The sequence below is a fragment of the Flagellimonas iocasae genome (genome assembly GCF_042682725.1).
In the GTDB taxonomy this organism is placed as follows: domain Bacteria; phylum Bacteroidota; class Bacteroidia; order Flavobacteriales; family Flavobacteriaceae; genus Flagellimonas; species Flagellimonas iocasae.
The window spans coordinates 93,593-115,241 of record NZ_JBHUHU010000003.1; the positions used below are offsets into that span (position 1 = coordinate 93,593).

A 21,649-nucleotide genomic window follows, 5' to 3' on the forward strand; every position below is an offset into this window, starting at 1 on the left:
GTAGATACTTTATGGATAACACTTAATTATAGAAACTAAACTCTCTTTTTTCTTACTTAAAAACCGTTTTGCTCACCTTCAATAACAGGTTTGGCAATGTTGAGGCCATTGTGTTTGTACTCGGCGGCTTCTCCATCTGCTGGAATGGCATCCTTTATAAATTCTCTAAGGTCCTCATTTGAAGTGACCAGATCCTCGCTGCGCAAGTACATCATGTGACCGCTTCGGTAGCCTCTCCAGCGCATGCGATCCATAAGCTTTCCCGTTTTATCAATCTGCCACATATTGTATTTTGCATTGAAGTAATCGCAGGCACCATCATAATACCCTGACTGCACCATTACATGCAAGTATGGGTTCTCGGACATGGCTCTTCCCAAATCTTCTCCGGTGTGATCATCACTCCGGTCCCAAGGTCTGGTTTGCCCTGCGATATAATACGTTAAATCCGTATTGTAGTTCAAATAATTTTTGAGGTAGTAGTTGATGGCCGGAGTAAAGGTGTGTTGCCAAGAGGTATTCTCTGGGGAGTAATCTGGGCGTTCTCCCGCGTCTTGTGTATCTATTCCCAAATAACGGGAATCCAATCTTCCTACGGTATATCCTTCCTCCCGCAACAATTCCTTCCAAAAAAATCTTGTGGGAATCCTGAGGTTATGCTCCATGATCACTTTTTCTGATATTCCAGAATAGCGTGCCATCTGTGCGGCTATATTCTTCTTTTCCGCGAGAGGTAGAAGTCCACCTTTGGTCAAAGCAGGAATCAATTCATTGATGGTGAAGGTCTCCACCTCTGGAAGCATTTCCGTTAAATCCTTTTGCTGTAAATCAGAAGGTTGCTGTTTATGAAACCATGCCGTAGCCGCATAGTATGGCAACATACTGGCATCATCCACTGGTCCGTCCCTGCGAATTCCCAATGTTGTGGGGGAAACAAGAACCACACCATTTAGATACATCCATTGCCGCTCTTGCAATTCTCTGGCCAAACCAGATACACGGGTTGTACCGTAACTTTCCCCAACCAAGAATTTTGGAGAAGGCCAACGATCTTGTCTAGTTACGAAACCACTGATCCATCGAGCCAAATATTTTACATCTGCATTTACACCAAAGAATGTTTTTGCCACGTCTTCTTTACTCATTCCATCCACAGGACGAGACAATCCAGTATTTACGGGTTCTACGAACACGATGTCCGCTACGTCCAAAATGGAATTGTGGTTTTCTTCAACCCCATAAGGCTGCACTGGATATCCTTCTTCACTGATTTTAATCCGCTGTGGACCGGTGTATCCTAAATGCATCCAAACGGAAGCAGCACCTGGTCCTCCATTAAAAGAGAACACCAATGGCCTTTTGGAGGTGTCCTTAATGTCCGACCTTTTGTAGAATACGTAAAAAAGTCCGGCAATGGCGTTGCCATCTTCATCCCAAACCGGCATTTTACCGGCTGTTGCAGTATAGGGCACCTGTTTTCCCTTAATGGTAACCGACCCTTTTGTGGTTACCGCAGAATCAATGTTCACTGGAATCTTTTGGGCGTCCAAAACCCCTATCGCAAGGCTACAAACCATGCAAAACGTAAGTAACTTTCTCATTGTTGAATTGCGTTAATGTATATTCTTGACAAGTGTTCTGGGGGAACAGAACACGGTGTGACTATTCCCCCAGACAACTGTTAGTCATAAAATTTCCATTGGGTCTTAAAATCCTTGTTCAATTTTTGGCCTGTAATGATGGCTCGCACCATTTCCATAGGCATGGCATTCAACCTGATGGCCTTATCATGGAATTCCTTTATTCCCATTTTTCCACTGTCCACCATTTCCTTTTTCAAGGCGTAGAATTGACGACCTCCGGTCAAGTAACCCACTTGATACAACGGATTACTATTACTGGACAAAGGTCCACGAATTTCACTTTCAGCATTTTTGTACTCATGACCTACTTTTTCCACTAAAAAGTCTATACACTCTTGTGGTGTCCATTCCCCCATATGGAAATTGAAGGAGAAAATAATTCGAGCACAACGGTGCATATGCCAGAAAAGCATTCCTATTTTTTCTTCTGGTGTGGTTGGAAAATCCATGTCCCATAACAAAAGCTCCCAGTACAATGCCCATCCTTCCATCCAAAATGGCGTTCCGAAATTACGATAGGTTCGGTAACGTGCATTCATGAAATACTGCATGTTATGTCCGGGAATCAACTCATGGTGTACGGTAGCAAATGAGAAGTTTGGGTTGTTCCCGCGCATACTCATCATCTTGAACTCATGGTCCATAGTGTTCGTAGGGTACGAAATGGTAATATTGGTTCCTCCTGTAAAAAACGCATTGGTGCGTTGTCTCTCAGGTGACATCATATACATTCCCCAAACCTCTTCTTCCAAAGGTGGAATGGTAACTAAATCATTCTTTTTCAAGAACGCCACGGATTTTTCATATAAATCCAGAATGGCCTCGGGCTGCTTACCAGGGGGCACATACGTTTCCTTCACATGCTCCAGGGCAGCTTTCCAATCGTTACCATATCCCAATTCTTGGGATGCCTTCAGCATTTCCTTTTCACACCACGCAAACTCCTCGTTGGCTATTTTGGTAAGCTCCTCTGGCGTGTAGGGAACCATTTGATATTGAAGCAGACCAATCAATTCCTCGCGACCTACAGGTTTACGTGAAACAATACCGTTTTTGTCCGGTGTCTGCTTTTTCTTGAACAACTCAGTGTACTCCTTCAGGGAAGCATCCAAATCCTCATAGGTTTTTGATGTCCACCACGTGAACATGGGATCATACCCATTGTAGAAGCCATGAACGTCGGCCAAGGCTTGTTGCAAGCCATTACCAACATCGGTTGCTTTTCTGATGACCAATACACTTAGGTCATCTGATTCCTTTAGAATCGTTTTTAGTGAATCAACCTGATCGAAGATTCCGGACCATTCCTTTGCCACTTGTTGTGCATCGGGCTGAATTCCTCTTCTTCTCAATTTGAACAAGTCATATACCGTTTTGGTAAAAGGGAACCATTTGGCCACACTATCCAACTCGCGTCGCTCCACTTGGGATTGTCGCAAGTTTTCATTTAAATCTCTTTTAAAAAGGATATAATCCACCTGACATTCTTGGGACAATCCATCAAAGTCCAGAGCACTCAGCTTGTCCAAATATTGTTTGTACAAGCGGTCCATGCGGTCCAATTTTTCTGGGTATGATGCTGATGGACCCCTTCTTCCGAAGCCGTAGAACGACCCTGTGGAAGGGCTATAAAAATTATCCAATACTCTGGAATCTGCCTGAAAATTTTCCATGAGATAGGGCATCTCCTGGCAGGGAACAAAATCTGCTTCTTGGGCAAAGCCCGTAGCTATAGTTACAAGACCTAAAAGTCCTCCAATAAAAGTGTTTCGCATTTTTATTGTTTTGGTGGATCGTAGAATTTCCATTTGGCCTTGTAGTTTTTGCTAATTTTCTGATCGGTCATAATGGCCTTAATCATCTCAACTGGCATTGCATTCATGGTAATGATCCTATCATGGAATTCCTTGTTGGTCATTTTACCGCTATCCACAAGCTCTTTGTGCAAAGCGTAGAACTGACGACCTCCTGTTAAGTAGGCCAATTGATACAATGGAGGGTAGTTACCTACAAAAGAACGTCTTACCTCACCCTCGGCATTGGCTCGCTCGTGACCTACACGATCAACCAAAAAGTCGATACATTCCTGAGGTGTCCATTTGCCCAAATGATAGTTCAAAGAGAAAATGATACGGGCGCAACGGTGCATGTGCCAGAACAACATACCGATTCGGTCTTCTGGCCCTTGTGGGAAACCTTTGTCCCACAATAAAAGCTCCCAGTACAACGCCCATCCTTCGGTCCAGAATGGTGTACCAAAGTTACGGTAAGTACGGTGTCGACTGTTCATGAATCCTTGCAGGTTGTGCCCCGCAATCAATTCATGGTGTACTGTGGCCATGGAGAAATGAGGGTTGTTACCTCTCATACTCATCATACGTTGTTCATACGTCATGGCATCAGTGGGGTAGGAAATGCTGATCGAGGAGCCTCCGGTAAAGAATGGATTTACCAATTGACGCTCAGGTGACATCATGCCCATACCCCAAACTTCTTCAGCCAATGGGGGAACTGTAATTAAATCGTTCTTTTTAAGGAAATCAACGGCCTCGTTGTAGAGACGCAATATCAACTCTGGTTGTTTTCCAGGCTCTACATAAGCGTTCTTTACTTTTTCTTGGGCTGCTTTCCAATCATTGCCAAATCCCATTTCTTGGGATGCCTTTAATAGTTCAGCATCACACCAAGCGAATTCTTCATTGGCTAATTTTATCAATTCTTCGGGAGTATAGTCAATCATTTCATACTCCAATTGCTTCATTAATTCTTCTCTACCTACAGGGTTTCCTACAATACCGCTTTCATCAACAGGCTTTCCTTTGGCAACCTTATTTTTGAACGCTTCTGAGTAGGCATCAAAACCTTTGCCCATCTCTTCATAAATGGTAGGCATCCACCAAGTGACCATTGGGTCGTACCCATTGTAGAATGAGTATACATTTTCAGCAGAGTTTTTAAGGTCGGTAATGACACGCAGTGCTTCTTCAACTTCATCCTTACCCAAGGTTGTAGTACCTTCAAGCTCTTTCTTTAGCGTGGACATTTGCTCTACAACATCGTTCCATTCTTTTGCCATTTTGGTGGCATCAGGTTGGTGGCCTCTTCTTCGTAATTCTAGATAAGAGTAGATGTTATCGGAAAACGGAAACCACTTTTTAATGTTTTGATACACTGCCTCTTGCTCTTTAGCTTCAGCATTTTCCTTTTCTAAATCCCTTTTGAACAACACATAGTCTGCCTTACATTCTTGTGGAAGTGAATTGAAGTCCAATGCTGCCAATTTTGCCAAATAGTCGTTTCTCAATTTGGTCATTCTGGTCCTTCGCTCTGGAGAACCTCCTGGGTCATTTGTTCTTCCCCAAAAACCGCGGGCACCTGGCGCGTAAAAACGAACCAACGAGCTGTAATCCGCGTTGTATTTGGTCATTAAATCTGGCATTTCCTCGCATGGCACATACAAAGCTTCTTGTTTTGCCTGTGCATTCAAGGACATTGAAATTGACCCCATCATAAGAATAGAGGAGGCAATCCATAAAATTCTTTTATTTCTCATTTAGATAGTTAGTTTGATTTGAAAATTATGCAACACCATGTAAAGATGACCTCTTCCCTACCATTGGATTGAGGCCTTTTTTGGGCATTGTGGATAACTTACATTGAATTAAAACACTTTAAAGGTATTGTACATTTAGGCCGACCCATAATAGCATATTAACTGTAATTGATATTATGTTCTCTAATGTGGGGTATTAGGGCATATATTTGGGATTGAACGGTTTAGACAAGGTTTGTGGGATTTATGCCAAAAGTTTTGGAACCTGTATAAAAATCCTAGGGCCATCAAAAATCTGATGGCCCTAGGACACTAACTCAAACAACTAAAAACAAATTCTATTTATCGTAAAACTTCCAAGAAGTTTTATAATTTTTACTCAAGGGTTGATTTGTAAGAATAGCTCTTACCATTTCAACAGGCATGCTGTTTTCTCTCAATACGGCATCGTGGAATTCTTTGTAGGTCATTTTTCCAGAATCCACCAATTCTTTTTTCAGGGCATAGAACTGCATTCCTCCGGTCATGTATGCTAACTGATATAAAGGCCCGTACCTTGCTGTAAATGAACGTCTTACCTCGCCTTCGGCATTAGCTCTTTCATGTCCGACCCTATCCACTAGATAATCGATACACTCTTGAGGGGTCCATTTACCTAAATGATAATTGAGGGAGAATATAATCCGTGCACAACGGTGCATTCTCCAGAACAACATTCCAATACGGTCTTCGGGAGATCTTGGAAAATCCATATCCCATAGGATAAGTTCCCAGTACAACGCCCATCCTTCGGTCCAGAATGGAGTCCTAAAACTTCTATAGGTCTTGTACCTTCTATTCATAAAGCCTTGTAAATGGTGACCCGCAATCAATTCATGGTGCACAGTGGCTCTTGAGAAGTGTGGGTTATTGCCCCGCATACTCATCATTTTATCATCATGATCCATGGTGTTGGTTGGGTATGAGATCATCAAGGTCTCACCGCCAAGGAAGAAGGGTGCTATTTTTTGTCTTTCTGGACTCATCATGCGCATTCTCCAGGTTTCCTCGGCCACAGGAGGAATGGACAACAAGTCATTTTTCTTAAGAAAATCGATAGATTGATTGTAAAGGTCCAACATCGCTTCGGGCTGTTGACCTTCTGGCACGTAGGATTGCTTTACTTTTTCTTGGGCGGCTTTCCAATTATCGCCGAATCCCATTTCGCGGGATGCTTTCAATAATTCTTTATCACACCAAGCAAATTCCTTGTTGGCAATCTCCACTAATTCTTCTGCAGAGTAGGGGATAAAGGCATCTTCCAATAGATTTTTTAGTTCTTTGGCACCTACTGGGCTACCGATAATGCCACTTCCGTCGTCTTTGGGAAGGGTGCTTTGATCTACCTTGGTCATGATGAGCTCTCCGTAGGTCTTTAGCTCTTCCATCAATTTTGCGTATGGTTTTTCCATCCACCATGTAAAGTCTGGATCATAGCCATTGTAGAATTCATAAATGCTTTCAAGTGCGGTTTGATGGCCTTTGACAACGTCCTTTCCTCTTTCTGCCAGACTACGATCAAATGAAGGTGGTTCTTTTGTAAGTTCCGCTGACAAGGTTTTGAGTACTCCGCTAATTTCGTTCAATTGGGCAGCGACTTTGGATGATTCCAAATGAATGCCCCTTCTGCGTAATTTTTCAGTTTCGTATATAGGACCGGCATAGGATACCCATTTTTCAATTTGGGCGTATTCCTCACCTTCAGCCTCTAGATTTCTTAAGCTTCTATTAATGTCACTTTTTACCAAAAGGTAGTCTACCCTGCCATTTACCGACAATTGATTAAATGTGAATTCTTCCAATCGGGATAGGTAGCTTTCATAGAATTCTTTGAAGCGCTCCCTTCTTTCTGGGGAACTCTCCACAATATAAAATCTACTAAGGCTTCCATAATCGGCAGACATCTCATTCATCAACTGATACAGTTCACTTACAGGAGCTGTTTCGCCACCATTTTGGGCAAAGCCGGACACTGCCACAAACAATGTCAGAAAAAGTGAGGCCGCATATTTTTTAATTTGTATTCTCATTGTTGTTCTCAAAAAATTACATCAGAACTAATTATTACTATGGTTTTGATAAAAAGACGGGGCCATTTAATATGACCCCGCTTTAAATCTATTCTTACTACTTATTATCCCAAGTAGTACCCTTGGCGAACCAGTCTGGTTGACCAACGGCTGCAACATTTGGGTTTCTTTCCACTTCGTTGAGTGGGTAAGGGAACCTTCTTGGGAAGGTTTCCGTATTAAATACGTTCAACAACATATAATCGAAATCGAACTCAGGATATCCAGTTCTCACGAAATCAAAATAAGACTCATGGGTTCTAAATACGTTTGCAATGTACTTTTGATCAATAATCAAGTTTTGCGCATCTTCAATGTTGGTTGGCATAGTCAAAGACGCCTGAGCCAAATAGGCATCAATTTCCGTCTGCTCCACTCCAACGAACTGCATGTCTGCCTCAATACCATCTTTCATGGCTTGTTCTGCAAGTGCCCATTGACCATTGAATGCATAAGCTTCAGCTCTAAGGAATTCAGATTCAGCATACATCATGATCTGTGCCGGATAAGACATGGTAATGTATGAATATCTCCAGTGGCTAGGGGTTTGTCCTGGCTGAACTACAGCACCAGACTGCAAGCCTACAAATCCATCAGGAAACTCTTCTGAATAGGTGAACATGATCGGTCTTCTAGGATCGTTATACGAATTCATAAGATCAATTAAGAAGTTACCGGGGGTCAATCCAAGACCACCAGAATACGCTCTGTTCATGTAGGTGAACAATGGGTTGGCGTTGTTCAATTCATCCAAGTGTCTCCACATTACATTATCTTCATTTGAATTCATACCATCTTCAAGATAGGTCAAAGCCAAACTTGCTTGCGCTGCTGGAGTAGTTCCAGGAGCATAAGACAAACGTAGTGCTTGTCTTGCTTTCATTGAGTAAGCAAATCTGATCCATTTGTCGGTATCTCCATCTAGAAGGTAATCATCGTTTCCAGGAACGCGTTCTCCTTGATTTGCAGCCCCAAGAAGTGCAATGGCTTCATCCAACAATCCGTTGGCATGCGCATACAATTCTGCTTGGGTGGCCAAGGTAGGTTGCAGTGCATCAAGACCTTGCATAGCATCTTCCAAAGGTGCTTGATCGTAAACATCAGCAATGTAGAACCAATGAAAGGCAGCAATTATCCCGGCTATACCTTGATAATGCGTGTTTCCATTCTCTTCGGCCTTATCATAAAGCTCAACGGCATGTTTCAAAGAGTTTGAATATGAATTCCAAACTTCGTTACCGTAACCGGCATTGATATCCATTGATCTAGAGGTTGAACCTTCAATGGAGTGATAAGACAACCATTGGGCAAAACCACCCCATGTATCCAACTGGTTGGTAGCCAACGCTGCCCATTCAGATTCAATACCGATCAACATTACATCCTCAGTAATTAGTGGACCATCCTCAATAGTATTGGGGTTCCTGTCCACGTCTATCCAGCTATCACAACCTATCAACAGGGTCACCATTGCAACCAAAATAGCGTAGTGTTTTATATGTATTCTTTTCATAGTCATCGTATTAAAATTTGGCGGTTAAGGTAAGTGTATATGTCTTGGTAGCAGGCATGCTATAACCCAAGTATGCATTACCATTGGTAATACCATCGGTATTAACTTCAGGATCCGCACCTTCAAAACCATCCTTGAATTTTCTCCAAAGGTTTCTTCCAGAAAGAGAGACATCAAGAGCGGTCAATCCAATGTTCGACAACAAATTTTGAGGAACTTGGTAAGAAAGGTTTACTTCTCTCAATTTAATGTAGTCTCTTGGCATAATGTTATCCTCCCAAACACCTTGGGCAACAGTTTGCCAGTACAAATCGTAACGGGTAGGCTCAGGAGTCTCGCTGGTCACAACTACTTCTCCATTCTCAACGTGACCCATTACACCATCAAAGGTGATCATGTTATCCTCTGGTCTATTTTCTTGGTGCTTGGCCATACCATAATACGTAAGGTAGTGGTCGTTCAAGCTGTATAGATATCCTCCAACGCTTACATCCAACAAACCTGACAGGGTTAGGTTTTTGTATTTGAAGGTTGTTCTAAAACTTCCCATCCAATCTGGAACGGTTTGGCCCAAGATTTGGTTTGTGGAGTTATCAGCCAATGGACGTCCATATCCGCTTCCGGCAGCATCGCTCAATACCAATCTACCTTGGTCATCTCTTAAGAAACCAGGACCATAAATTACTGGGTAAGGTTGACCTACAACGGCCGATCCATAAGAACCAACACCGATTGGTTCATCATTGGTTCCCAAATTATCCACAGTAGGATTATCCTTAGAGAAGTTAATGTTTACATCCCAGCTAAAGTCGTTGGTTTGAATTGGTGTAGCATATACCGCAAGTTCCACCCCTTTGTGGGTAATACCTCCAATGTTTACGTTACCAAAGGTATATCCTGTAGAAGCTAAGAACTGCTCACTCAAAATCTGGTTTTCACTCCAGTTATGGTAGTAGGAGAAATCTATTCCCAAACGGTTTTGGAAGAATTTCAATTCAGTACCCAATTCCACTTCGCTCTTGAACTCATTGCTCAACCCTACGTTAGGCAACTGTGTGTTGGATAAGAAACTTCCCTGACCATTAAAAGGCCATTGTACACCATCACTAGCAGGATTTCCCAAAACAACATTACGGGCATACGCATTTGCAGGAGAACCTACTTTTGCATAACTGGCCCTTAATTTACCGTAATTGAACACATCAGATTTTGGCAACAACTCACTGAATACGAAACCTAAACTATGGCTAGGATAGAAAAAGCTTTCAGCCACACTGGATGCCCAGTCATTTCTTCCTGTTACCGTATAGTACAACCAGTTCTTGTATCCAACCATGGCCTGTGCGAAGTAAGAATATGATCTGAAAAGGGTTCTGGTCTCATACGCATTGAAGCCACTTACGTTCGCGGTATTATAGATGCCAGGCAATACCAATCCAGTACCTTCAAAGGCATTAAAACGAGTTCTGCTTTCTGAAATGTTATGTCCAACCAAAGCCATTAAGCTGATATCTCCAAAATCATTGTCATAGGTCAACGTTTCTGTGGACTCTATGTTTCGATCAAATTGTTCTGAAGTATCATAACTTCCTTGTACGGATGCATATCCGCCTTTGTTATAATGAGAGTCTCTATGCTGACTAGAAGTACTGATACCTGTTATAGACCTAAAGCTCAGTTTTGGTACAATCTGGTATTCTATGGTAACGGTACTGTTAAAACGATCTCTTTCGTTATTGTTCCCAACATTGTCCAACAACCAAGTGTAAGGGTCTCTGGAACCACCCCGGTAAGATCGTAAACGACCAGTCTCATCATAAACAGGATAAGGGTTCCAAGTATTTGGAGCCGCTACAACAGTATTCATGAACGCACTGTTAGAGCTGTTCTCATCCAAACGTGAGTTCTTTTGAGTTGAATAGAAAATGGAAGAAGAAACTGTAAGTTTTGGTGTAAACTTAAACGTAGTGTTTGCGTTGATAGAGTTTCTTCTAAACTTCAACGGCTCTAGGATACCATCGTTCATCAAGTTACTGTAGCTCACAAAGTAAGATGCCTTTGAAGTACCTCCCATAGCACTAATGGTGCTTTCATTGGTAACAGCTGTCTTAAATACATCCCATCTGTCATAGTACTGTGCACCCGGCACATCAGAAATTCTTGGCCCCCAGCTAGTAGATGTAAAAGCTGTTTCACCATCAACATAGCTCCAATCTGTACCATCATAGAATCCTTGTGACCATTTTTTCTGCAATGGAATTTCATAAATTCTGTCAAAGCTGGTAGAGTTAGAGATCGTGATGACCGGTTTGGATTCGAATTCTCCAGATTTAGTGGTAATCAATAGTACACCATTTGCAGCTCTACTACCATAAAGGGCAGCGGCCGAGGCTCCTTTAAGAACACTTAAGCTCTCAATGGCATTTGGGTCAATATCCCCAAGACCTGATGATGTACTGGAGTTGGCTGCATCGAAGGGAACGCCGTTAACTACAATCAAAGGTTGGTTGTTTCCAGTAATGGAAGAACCACCCCTAATTACAATACGGGTACCACTACCAGGCTGGCTAGAAGTACTTGAAATCTGTACCCCAGCAACCTTACCGCTCAAGGAGTTCACAAAGTTGTTGGTTGCTTTAACCCCACTAATGTCGTCTCCTCCAACTTGGGCAGTAGCGTATCCCAGTGCTCTTTTGTCACTCTTAATACCCAAAGCGGTCACCACAACCTCCTGAAGTGCTTGCGCATTCTCTTCAAGGGTCACTGATAGACTGGTTTGTCCATTTACAGCGATTTGTTTGGTAACATATCCAATGTAAGAAATCTCCAAAGTGGCACTTGCACTAGAGAGTTGGATTGAGAAATTACCATCAAAATCGGTTTGGGTACCATTCATGGTACCACTTTCTACAACACTGGCTCCTGGGAGCGGCGTACCGTTTACGTCTACAACAGTACCGCTTACCGTTAACTGCGGAGCATTGCTGTTGTCTGTGTTGAATTCTTCAGCAAGAAATTCGGTCTCCGTTTCTTTTTCCCCAAGAAATGGGAACTCGTCCACCAACATATTGGTTTCAGCAGCCCATGAGGAACAATAAAACACCCATATGCTAATCATCAATAGTTTGTTTAGCATACTAACGGGCAACTTTATCAATTTTTTCATAATTCTAAGTTAGTTGTAATAGTTTCTGGTTTCTTTTTATCTTATACTATCCATACCATACTGATAGTTGGTTATTTAAATTTCGGGGGTTCACTTCATTCTCTCTTTTTTATTGATTAAACGTTTTTGCTATCTGAAATCCGATTACTTTTCGAGTAGTAAATCCGATTTTAAGTCTCTCCATGGTCGTGTTAAAAAACAGCAAACCGTGTGTGTCAAATTCTGTTATCAGTATTGTCCATTTTTTAATCTTCAGTAGATTCAACAATACCATAATTTTTATCCAACCAAAACCTCAATTCCTTGCTATAATTTCAAAGGAATTAACGTTTTGATTACCGAAACTTAAAAAAAGAATTTAGGAGATAAATCGTGTGGGATAATATAATACTGGTAAAAGCTAATATGTTACACATCTTGGGATTTTTTGGAATAATCCCCCTACTTATTAGGCTATTTTTGATCGGGAAATCAACTTGTTAGTACCCTGTAATACCCCGCTTGAAGCAACTGATTTTTAACAAAAACACAGGTTAAAAATCACCTTTAAAGTGTATAAATCAATTCCAAAAGATGTTGGAATCTTTGCAGAAACTTAAGCACAAAGTTAAGGTTCATTTTTGACTCAAAAAATCATTTTATTGACCCAATTCACGAACTTCAAAAATTGTCAGTTCTTGATTTTCAAAACGGGCCGTAATTTCAATAGGATTACAGCACACTTCGCAATCTTCAACATAGGTTTGGTCGTAGACGGAACTGTCCAAAAGAAACGATATCTCTTCCCAACAATAAGGGCATTGAAAAAAATGTTCGTACATATCTGATTTTTAAATCGTTAAAAATCCACATTGAGCAGTTGCCCACTGATCTGCAACATTTGCAATTCGGCCAGCTTGGCATTGTACTTCGCCTGACTTTTCGCCAATTCAGCATTTAACAAATTCAACTGGGCCTGTCTGAACTCAATGGAGGTCACCTGACCCAATTGGTAACGCTCATCCGTCCGGTTAAAGTTATTTTGGTTGGTCTGAAGGTTCTTTTCCTGTACTTCCAGTACATAAAGGGCATTATTGTAGCTATCCCAAGCATTGCGGATATCACGTTCCACCTCCAATGCTATCTGCTTTTTGAACAGTTCTTGATTTTCATAGGTAATCTTGGCATTCTTAATACCTGTTATCGACCTGCCGCCATCAAATAGGTTCCAAGTTAGATTTATGGCCCCTGTAACACCTGTCGAAGTATTTTGAAGCGAGAATGCCAGTGGACTATTGTTGTTGGATTCATTCCAGCCATAGGTTCCCGTGAGTCCAATTGTGGGCAGAAAATTGCTTCGAGCCACTTTTACATTATAATTGCTGATGGTAATGTCCTTTTCAACAATTTGAAGCCGAACATTGTTTATTTTGGCCTCATTGTGCATACTTTCCATCTCCAAACCTGGTACAAAATTAACCGTGGTGTCAATGGCAAATCCGGTTGAAAGCTCACGGTTTAGAATCAAATTTAAATCCCGCATGGTATTTCTTAACTGCTGTCTAGAGTTCAGCAGGTTAATACTATCCGTATTGATGTCCACCTCAGCGTTCAGCACATCCAAACCAGTATTTTGGCCATATTCAAACTGATAGCGCGCCCTCGTAAGCCTGTCTTTTGAAATTTCCAAGGCCTGCTCCAAATTATTGGTATTTTCGGTTAATCGGGCCACCTCATAATACACCGTAAAAAGCTGTAAAATGGTAGTTTCAATGGTTTGCTTTACTTCCAATTCCGATTGTTGGGAGCGCTCCTTGAAGCTTTTGTAGTTGTAATAGCGCCCCAGACCATCAAACAAGGTGTAGTTCACATTTAAGGCAGCGTTGTACCTTCGGGTTTCAGCCCCTTCGGCCTTACGAGTCTCTCCATTGGCCAATACCCCTTCAGTGTTTTGCCGGTCTATCGTACCCCCACCATTTGCAGTTACAGTGGGTAAATATCCCGAGTTAAGGATACTTGCATTATTATCATCAATTCTTTTGGTATTTCGGGCCACCTGAATCCCCAAGTTGTTCTCCAATACCAAATCTATGGCCTCTTCTTTGGAAAGCGTTTCCTCTTGAGCGTGTGCTGCGTAACCAAAAAACAATAAAATAAAGGGTAGCGTATAAAAAATGCTTCTCATTATGTCGTTTCTTCTAAAACTTTTGAAGTTTTTTCTTGTGACCCATCATCATTTGAGTCTTCATTCTGGCTGTTTCCACCTTCTTCAATCATTAAATCTTCTTCTTGTTGCTCCCTAATGGCACGTTCCACCTCTTCTTGCGATACTTTTTCCCCAGTCCACAAGCGCTTGGACCACACTTTTATAGTATTTCCGAAGGAAAGGAACAACGGTAACATTAAGAGAGTAAGAATGGTGGCAAACGCAATACCATAAGCAATTGAAATGGCCATCGGTTTTAAAAATTGTGCCTGTCTACTTTTTTCAAGTAAGAGAGGCGCCAAACCGGCAATGGTAGTTACCGATGTTAAAAATATGGCCCTAAAACGAGAGCGCCCAGCTTCGTAAAGTGCCTCATCAAACTTTAACCCATTGCGTAAATTGATATTGAATTTGCCAATTAATACAAGTCCATCGTTCACCATGATACCAATGAGTGCAATAATCCCTAGCATGGACAGAATGTTTATGGGGAATCCGTGAATCCAATGTCCCCATGCCACGGCCGTTAAACTAAAGGGCACCAAAAGAAGCAACAACAAGGGTTGACTAAAGCTTCTAAACGTAAAAGCTATGGTAATATAGATAAGAAATAACACGACCAACCCTACGAACCGCAACGAGTTGACAAATTTATTGGCTTCCCGGTTCTGACCTTCATAAGAAGGGGTAATGGTGGGATATTTTGATACAATATCCGGCATCACTTCAGTACGAATCCAACTCATGGCATCGGTTCCACTGGTGGTCTCGGGGTTGCTCAAATCTGCCGATACCTGAATTTCACGCTGACCATCCAAGTGATTAATGGCCACATCCCCTCGTTCAATGGTGTATGAAGCTATTTCTTTAAGTGGAATCCGTTCGCCGTTGGGAGCCAAAATCCGCATTTCATCCAAATCGGTGATGGAAGACCTGTCTGCACGATCGTAGCGCACCCAAACCCTAATTTCATCTTGTCCTCTTTGAAAACGCTGTGCTTGGGCCCCAAAAAAACCGGCACGTACCTGGTTCATCACGGAACGAAGGTCCAATCCCAATAAATAGGCATTTTGTTTTAATTGCAATCGAATTTCCTTGATTCCCGCTGGGTCGTTATCGGTGACATCTTTAAGGTTTCCATTGTTGAGCATGGCGCTTTTCAACTCCTCCTTGGCGGCTTTGAGCTCCGTAATATTGTTTCCCAGAAGGGATACGGATACAGGAGAACCTCCAAAATTACCTCCAGAACCATAAATCAGACTTTCCACGCCTATTACCGGACCAACCAATTCCCTGAGTCGTGAAGTGACCATATCGGCCCTGATTTCATCTGGGCGCTCTTCTCCTGGCAGTAGATTGATTTCCAAAGTAGCCGCGGAAGAACCAGGACCCACATTTTTTATCATGTTCACAAAAAGATCTTGGCCAGTGCCTTTCAGATATTGGTCTGTAAGTTCCTCGTCAACAATATGTGCTTTTTCTTGAATGAGACTGATGATGGAATCCGTGACCTTCTCATTGGTTCCGTTGGGCATTCGTAATTGAATGGAAATCTGGTCACTCGCAATCATTGGGAAGAAAGCTGTTCTGATGACCCCTCCTCCAATGGATCCAAACGTCAACACCAACGCCATAAAAAATATGGCAAAGGTCAAAAATTTGTAGTCCAGTGCAAACTTCAATGCGGGGCTGTACAATTTATCACGCATCCAGGCCATCATGCTGTCCCCAATCTTATTGATAACCCTCAACTTGGCAAAGACCTTGGCGATACCGGTTTTGGGACCTTCTTTCTGGGGATGGAGTGCTTTTGAATGGGCCAAGTGAGCGGGTAGAATGATCAAAGCCTCGATAAGTGAAATGATCAATGTTAAAATAACAATGACCGAAACCTCACCAAAAAACTCACCGATTCGGCCGTCCAAAAACAGGATGACGGAAAATGCCAATACCGTTGTGATAATTGCTGAAATAATCGGGGGAAGCACTTCCATGGTTCCATCAACTGCAGCGCGTACAGGAGGTTTTCCTTTTTCATAATGTTGATAGATGTTCTCGGCGATTACAATACCGTCATCCACCAAAATACCTATGACGATGATCATCCCAAAAAGGGACAGTACATTAATGGTAACGTTTAGCAATGGTGCAAAAACGAACATTCCCAAAAAGGCAATGGGTAATCCGAAGGCTACCCAGAATGCCAAACGTGTGTTCAAGAAGAGGGAAAGGAAAATCAACACCAAAATCATTCCCACAACTGCATTTTCGGTAAGCAATTGTGTACGTTGCGTCAATATCTTTGAGCGATCGTCAATGACCTGCAATTGTACATTGTCGTGCGTAGCATTATACTTCTTTATGTATTCCTTGATTTTCTCGGCAGAGCCAATCAAATCTTCAGTATTGGTACTGGTAACGGTAATGTTTACTGCCAAATTTTCATTAAAATAGGATGCATTGGGCGTTTCGGAAAAACGATCCCGGATTATGGCCACATCCTTTAAACGAACGGTATGACCAGCTGCATCGGAACGAACAACAATATTTGAAAGCTCATCTCCGTAGTAGGAACGATTTTTGGCCCTGATCAAATATTCTTCTGTTACGGTCTTGATATTACCCCCTGTCACCAAAATATTGGCATTGGCCACGGCTTCGGCCACTTCAGTAAAGGAAAGGTTGTAGGCCAAAAGACTGTTCTCGTTGACGGCAATCTCAATTTCCTCATCGGGATATCCTGAAGGTTCAATCTGGGAAATACCATCTATGGCCCTAAGATCATTTTCAATTTGACGCCCAATTTGTTTTAAAGTGGCCAATGGAACACCATTACCATTTACGGCAAAACTTATGGTTGGGCGAACGGGCTCTTGCTTGGAAACAATTAAAGGTTCCATTCCTCCTGGAAAGGTGGGAACGCGATCTACAGCATTCTTAACTTCCAACAGCATGAAATCGATATCACGTCCTTTTTCAATTTCAACATTGATGGACCCACTATTTTCGCTAGACGTGGAGGTAACACGTTCTACCCCCTGCAATCCTTTTAGGTTGTCCTCTATTTTTAGGGTAATCCCCTCCTCTATTTCTTGTGGAGAGGCACCGGGATACGTAATATTGATCATGATGTTCCTAGACTCCGAAAGTGGAAAAAAAGAGGATTTTAAGGTAAGCATCCCCACTATCCCGAAAACCAAAAATGCTACAACAATAACATTTACGGCGACGTGGTACCTAATAAAATAAGAGATTAAATTCCTCACAGTCCTGCACTTTTGGATTCATTCTCGTTAAACACCTTCACCAACATTCCGGCATAGGCACCAGATAAAGGTTTGGCCACAATGACCTCACCATTGGGAATATTTTTTAGCACTACTTTCTTATCGGTAAAGTAAACTGGATTTACGTCAATCAAATCTAAAATGGAGTCCCTGACCACAAAGATTTGGTTGTTCTCCAACAACAGGGAACGGTTGATCTCTATGGCATCGGTTTCTTCCTTGGCCTCTAAATTGGCTTCAAGATATTGGCCTTCTTTGAGGTTGTCGCCGCTTACTTCAATAAAAACGGTTATCGTCTGCGAGTTTTGGTCAACCCTACCATTAACGCGGGTAACCTCACCTTCGTAAGATTGGGTTTTATCCAAATTGGAAAGCTCAACTTTTCTTCCAACCCGAAGGAAATCACCATAGGTCTTTCCTACTGAAACTTCCAATTCATAAATGCCTGTATTGATGAACTCGCCCAACTTTTGGCCTGATCTAATTAGTGTTCCCTCGGTGACCAAAGCTTCGGTCAATACGCCACTGAATGGAGCGGTAATTGTATATTTTGACAACCGTTGCTCCATGTTCTTTACATTGTAGTAATTGGAAATTATACCTCTTCCAGTAATGAAGAACTTTTCTTTTTCTGTGGACAACTCGGGTAATTCAGGAGTGGTTTTTGTTAAATCGAAACCATTTAAATATTGCTGCCACTTTGGATATATTTCGGGGTAGTCCAACCGAAGGTCCGGCATAATTGAGGTAAGCAAATTGTACAGGTTGCTCTTGGCCGATTGCACGCTGGCGTAGTACTCATTGGCATCAATGCGAATCAAAGTTTGCCCAGCACTGTATTCCTGACCCGTTCTGAACAATTTACTTCCTTGCCTGAAAACGCCTTGGACTTCTGAATAAAGTTCAACTCTTTTTTTGGCCCTAAGGTTACCATTGGCAGGAACCATAATGGGGACGGTGACATTTTTTACGGTATCTACAAAAACCGTTTTGGCCATTTTGGGCGATTCTGGCCTTCCAGTATCCTTACTATTGGCAATAAGTCCTGCAAAATACAGCGACCCAAATATGATGATACCGCCTACAATGGCGGAAATAATCAGTTTTCGCATGCGTAGAGTTTGAATTAGTCGCTACAAAACTATTCCCTAGACCTTTGTTGAAGGGTTAAATATTTCATAATTATTGATAAAAAAAGGGGATACACGCCTGTATCCCCAAACCAAACAAACTAAAGTATTAACTAACTACTCGTTTTCGTTCTCGTCTTCGAATTTTGTATCCGCCATTCGGGTGCGTTCAAAATGAATTTCATTGAATCGCGGTGCTAGGTCTTTATTATCTGAATCAAATACCAAAAATTGTTTGGCATCCATGGCTTGAAGTCCTGTATATGAATCAAATCTGTTGTTCTGAAGTTGAAGAATCTGTAAGCTTGTCAATTGCCCAAATTCTGCAGGGATTTCCCCACCTAATTGGTTGTTGGCCAATACCAATTCCTTAAGATTTCCAAGATTCCCAATCTCCTGCGGAATAGTGCCTTCAAGATTGTTCTCAAAGAGTCCCAATGTTTCCAATTGGGTCAAGTTGCCAATAGCTTTGGGTATGATTCCCTTTAAATTATTGCTGGATAAGTTGAGTTCTTTTAAGTTTTTGAGTTCCCCGAAAGATTCAGGTATAGGCCCGGTCAAAAAGTTATTGAACATGGAAAAAACTTCCAGTTCGCTAAGTCTTCCAATACCTTCAGGAAGCGAACCCTTAATTCGGTTCATTTCTAATCGTATTTCTTTGAGATTTTCAAGCTTCACAATATCCTTGGGCAATACCCCGGTAATACTATTAAAAGCCAAATTGAGATTAGTAAGGTATTTTAATCTCCCTATACTTTCTGGAAGTGTCCCATCCAAGTTGTTCATAAACAACTTGATTCCTACAACGTGTCCATCCTTAACCTCCACTCCTTTCCAAGTCTGGACAGGTGCCTCCAAATCCCAAGAGGTGCTCCATTGGCTCCCATTGGTGCTGTTATACAAATCAATAAGAGCATCTTTCTCCTTCTCGGAAACTTCCGCATTGGCAGAAACTTGACCTAGGGGGGACATCAAGAATATGAAAAAAATGGCCAATCGAATCATTGAATACTTATTTATGGCAAAGAATTTACCTACAAAGTACGGAGAATACGTAAAACCCTACAAATATAATCGGCGAAATGACAGTAATTTGTTGTGTATGAGCGTAAAAATGTGGTGATAATTACCGACTTGGTGTCAATCCAACAATTCCAGTTCGTGGGAAAGTTGCTCCCAATCTGACATAAGGGTTTCCAGGTTTTTCTTTTTCTTTTGATAGTTATCAAAAAAGTTGGGCTTGGATATGGTTTTGTCGTAATCCATCAGCAGCTCATGGTCTATTTTGCCAATCTCCTTTTCCAACTCAGAAATTCGCTTTTCTACCCCGCTAAGCCGGTTTTTCAGGGATTTTAGCTTTTTCTGGGTGTGATAATCGGTTTCCTTGTCTTCAACCTCAACCTTTTGCACAACCTTTTTATCGCCTTTCTCAATTTTTCTGAAATCATCTGCTTTACGCTGTTCCAGGTAAAAATCGATATCCCCCAAATACTCCTTGATGCCCCCTTCCTTGAATTCATACACACGATCTGTAAGTCCTTGTAGGAAATCCCGATCGTGGGAAACCAAGATTAAGGTTCCCTCAAAATTTTGAAGTGCCTGTTTCAACACATTCTTGGATTTAATGTCCAAGTGGTTGGTAGGCTCATCCATGATCAACACATTGAACGGCTGCAATAACATCTTGGCTAAGGCCAAACGGTTCCGTTCACCTCCTGAAAGCACCTTTACATACTTTTCCACCTCATCCCCACGGAACAAAAAGGAGCCGAGAATATCCCGTACCTTGCTTCGGTTGCCTTCGTTGGCGGCATCGGTCATGGTATCTAAAATGGTCTTCTTTCTATCCAAGTATTCAGCTTGATTCTGGGCAAAATAACCCAGTTGCACATTGTGACCGATTTTCACATCTCCGGTATGGTCCAACTCACCTACTATGATTTTGGCTAAGGTGGTTTTTCCTTGTCCATTCTGACCTACAAAAGCGGTCTTACTGCCACGCTCCACCAGCAAATCAATATCACGGAGCACTTCTTTTTTGCCGTAGCTTTTTGAAAGATTTTCCAGTTCGACCACTACTTTCCCTGGATTGACGGAGACCGGGAAGCGGACATTCATGACGCTGTTGTCCTCTTCATCGACCTCAATACGCTCCATTTTGTCCAACTTTTTAATCAGCGATTGCGCCATACTGGCCTTGCTGGACTTTGCCCGGAACTTTTCAATCAGTCTTTCGGTTTGTGCGATCTGTTTTTCCTGATTTTTCTGGGCACTGAGCTGTTGCTCCTTCATCTCCTTTCGCAATTCCAAGAACTTGGTATACGGTTTTGGGTAGTCATAGATTCGACCCAAGGAAATTTCAATGGTGCGGTTCGTGACATTGTCCAGAAACATTTTATCGTGGGAAACGATTACCACCGCTCCAGAATAGCTTTTCAGGAATTGCTCCAACCAAATTATGGATTCAATATCCAAGTGGTTGGTCGGCTCATCCAGTAGCAATACATCATTATTTTGGAGTAAAAGCTTGGCCAACTCAATCCGCATACGCCAGCCGCCTGAAAACGTATCGGTCAACTTGTCGAAATCAGCACGTTTAAAACCAAGTCCCAACAATACTTTTTCGGTATCCCCTTGGTAATTGTATCCGCCTAAAATTTCATAATGGTGGGTGACATCATTCAAATCTACCATCAATTGGTGGTAGGAATCACTTTCATAATCGGTCCGTTCTGCCAGTGCGGTGTTGATTTCCTCCAACTTGGCCTCCAAGGATTTGATTTCAGCAAAAGCCTGGTAGGATTCCTCCAAAACAGTTCTACCTTGCTCAAAATCAATATCTTGCTTTAAAAATCCAATCTTTACATCCTTTTCCATGGCGATGGTGCCTTCATCCGGAGCCATTTCCTTGGACAATAATTTGAGAAGCGTGGATTTTCCGGCCCCGTTTTTTCCGATAAGACCAACCCGGTCCCCTCCGTTTAAACGAAACGCGATTTCCTCAAAAAGATATTCGCCCCCAAAGGCTACTGAAAGATTGTGAATATTTAGCATTTATTGTGAC

12 protein-coding genes are annotated in these 21,649 nt (G+C 42.0%); all 12 read right to left on the bottom strand.

Features of this window, described 5'->3' with window-relative positions; all coding sequences use genetic code 11:
• Positions 1 to 56: 56 nt before the first annotated feature.
• The 12 genes from ACFSJE_RS07750 to abc-f all read right to left on the bottom strand — a co-directional run bounded on the left by ACFSJE_RS07750 (position 57) and on the right by abc-f (position 21,639).
• On the bottom strand, positions 57 to 1,601 hold the full coding sequence (locus tag ACFSJE_RS07750) for a S10 family peptidase (protein ID WP_379830417.1): 1,545 nt from the start codon (positions 1,599 to 1,601) through the stop codon (positions 57 to 59).
• 80 nt (positions 1,602 to 1,681) lie between these two features.
• Entirely contained in the window at positions 1,682 to 3,418 is a 1,737-nt protein-coding gene (locus tag ACFSJE_RS07755; protein ID WP_379830418.1) for a DUF885 family protein, read from the bottom strand.
• Between the two features lie 2 nt (positions 3,419 to 3,420).
• The gene (locus ACFSJE_RS07760; protein WP_379830419.1) at positions 3,421 to 5,196 is read right to left on the bottom strand and encodes a DUF885 family protein; all 1,776 of its coding nucleotides are present in this window, start codon (positions 5,194 to 5,196) and stop codon (positions 3,421 to 3,423) included.
• 338 nt (positions 5,197 to 5,534) lie between these two features.
• Positions 5,535 to 7,265 carry a DUF885 family protein gene (locus ACFSJE_RS07765; protein WP_379830420.1) on the bottom strand — a complete coding sequence of 577 codons (1,731 nt, stop codon included), beginning with the start codon at positions 7,263 to 7,265 and terminating at the stop codon, positions 5,535 to 5,537.
• A 97-nt stretch (positions 7,266 to 7,362) separates the two neighbouring features.
• Positions 7,363 to 8,817 (bottom strand): SusD/RagB family nutrient-binding outer membrane lipoprotein, encoded by a 1,455-nt coding sequence (locus tag ACFSJE_RS07770; RefSeq protein WP_379830421.1) that lies wholly within the window; start codon positions 8,815 to 8,817, stop codon positions 7,363 to 7,365.
• A 10-nt stretch (positions 8,818 to 8,827) separates the two neighbouring features.
• Positions 8,828 to 11,983: a SusC/RagA family TonB-linked outer membrane protein gene (locus ACFSJE_RS07775; protein ID WP_379830422.1), complete on the bottom strand. Its 3,156-nt coding sequence runs from the start codon at positions 11,981 to 11,983 to the stop codon at positions 8,828 to 8,830.
• A 638-nt stretch (positions 11,984 to 12,621) separates the two neighbouring features.
• Positions 12,622 to 12,804 (bottom strand): CPXCG motif-containing cysteine-rich protein, encoded by a 183-nt coding sequence (locus tag ACFSJE_RS07780; RefSeq protein ID WP_379830423.1) that lies wholly within the window; start codon positions 12,802 to 12,804, stop codon positions 12,622 to 12,624.
• A gap of 17 nt (positions 12,805 to 12,821) precedes the next feature.
• Entirely contained in the window at positions 12,822 to 14,147 is a 1,326-nt protein-coding gene (locus tag ACFSJE_RS07785) for a TolC family protein (RefSeq protein ID WP_379830424.1), read from the bottom strand.
• A complete protein-coding gene (locus tag ACFSJE_RS07790) occupies positions 14,147 to 17,434 on the bottom strand; it encodes an efflux RND transporter permease subunit (protein ID WP_379830425.1) in 3,288 nt (1,095 codons plus the stop codon). The genes ACFSJE_RS07785 and ACFSJE_RS07790 overlap by 1 nt, the downstream gene beginning before the upstream one ends.
• Positions 17,431 to 18,567, bottom strand: a complete 1,137-nt coding sequence (locus ACFSJE_RS07795) for an efflux RND transporter periplasmic adaptor subunit (RefSeq protein WP_379830426.1) — start codon at positions 18,565 to 18,567, stop codon at positions 17,431 to 17,433. Before ACFSJE_RS07795 ends, ACFSJE_RS07790 begins: the two co-directional genes overlap by 4 nt.
• A gap of 135 nt (positions 18,568 to 18,702) precedes the next feature.
• Entirely contained in the window at positions 18,703 to 19,590 is an 888-nt protein-coding gene (locus ACFSJE_RS07800) for a leucine-rich repeat domain-containing protein (protein ID WP_379830427.1), read from the bottom strand.
• 135 nt (positions 19,591 to 19,725) lie between these two features.
• Positions 19,726 to 21,639: a ribosomal protection-like ABC-F family protein gene (gene abc-f / locus ACFSJE_RS07805; RefSeq protein WP_379830428.1), complete on the bottom strand. Its 1,914-nt coding sequence runs from the start codon at positions 21,637 to 21,639 to the stop codon at positions 19,726 to 19,728.
• Between the last annotated feature and the right edge of the window lie 10 nt (positions 21,640 to 21,649).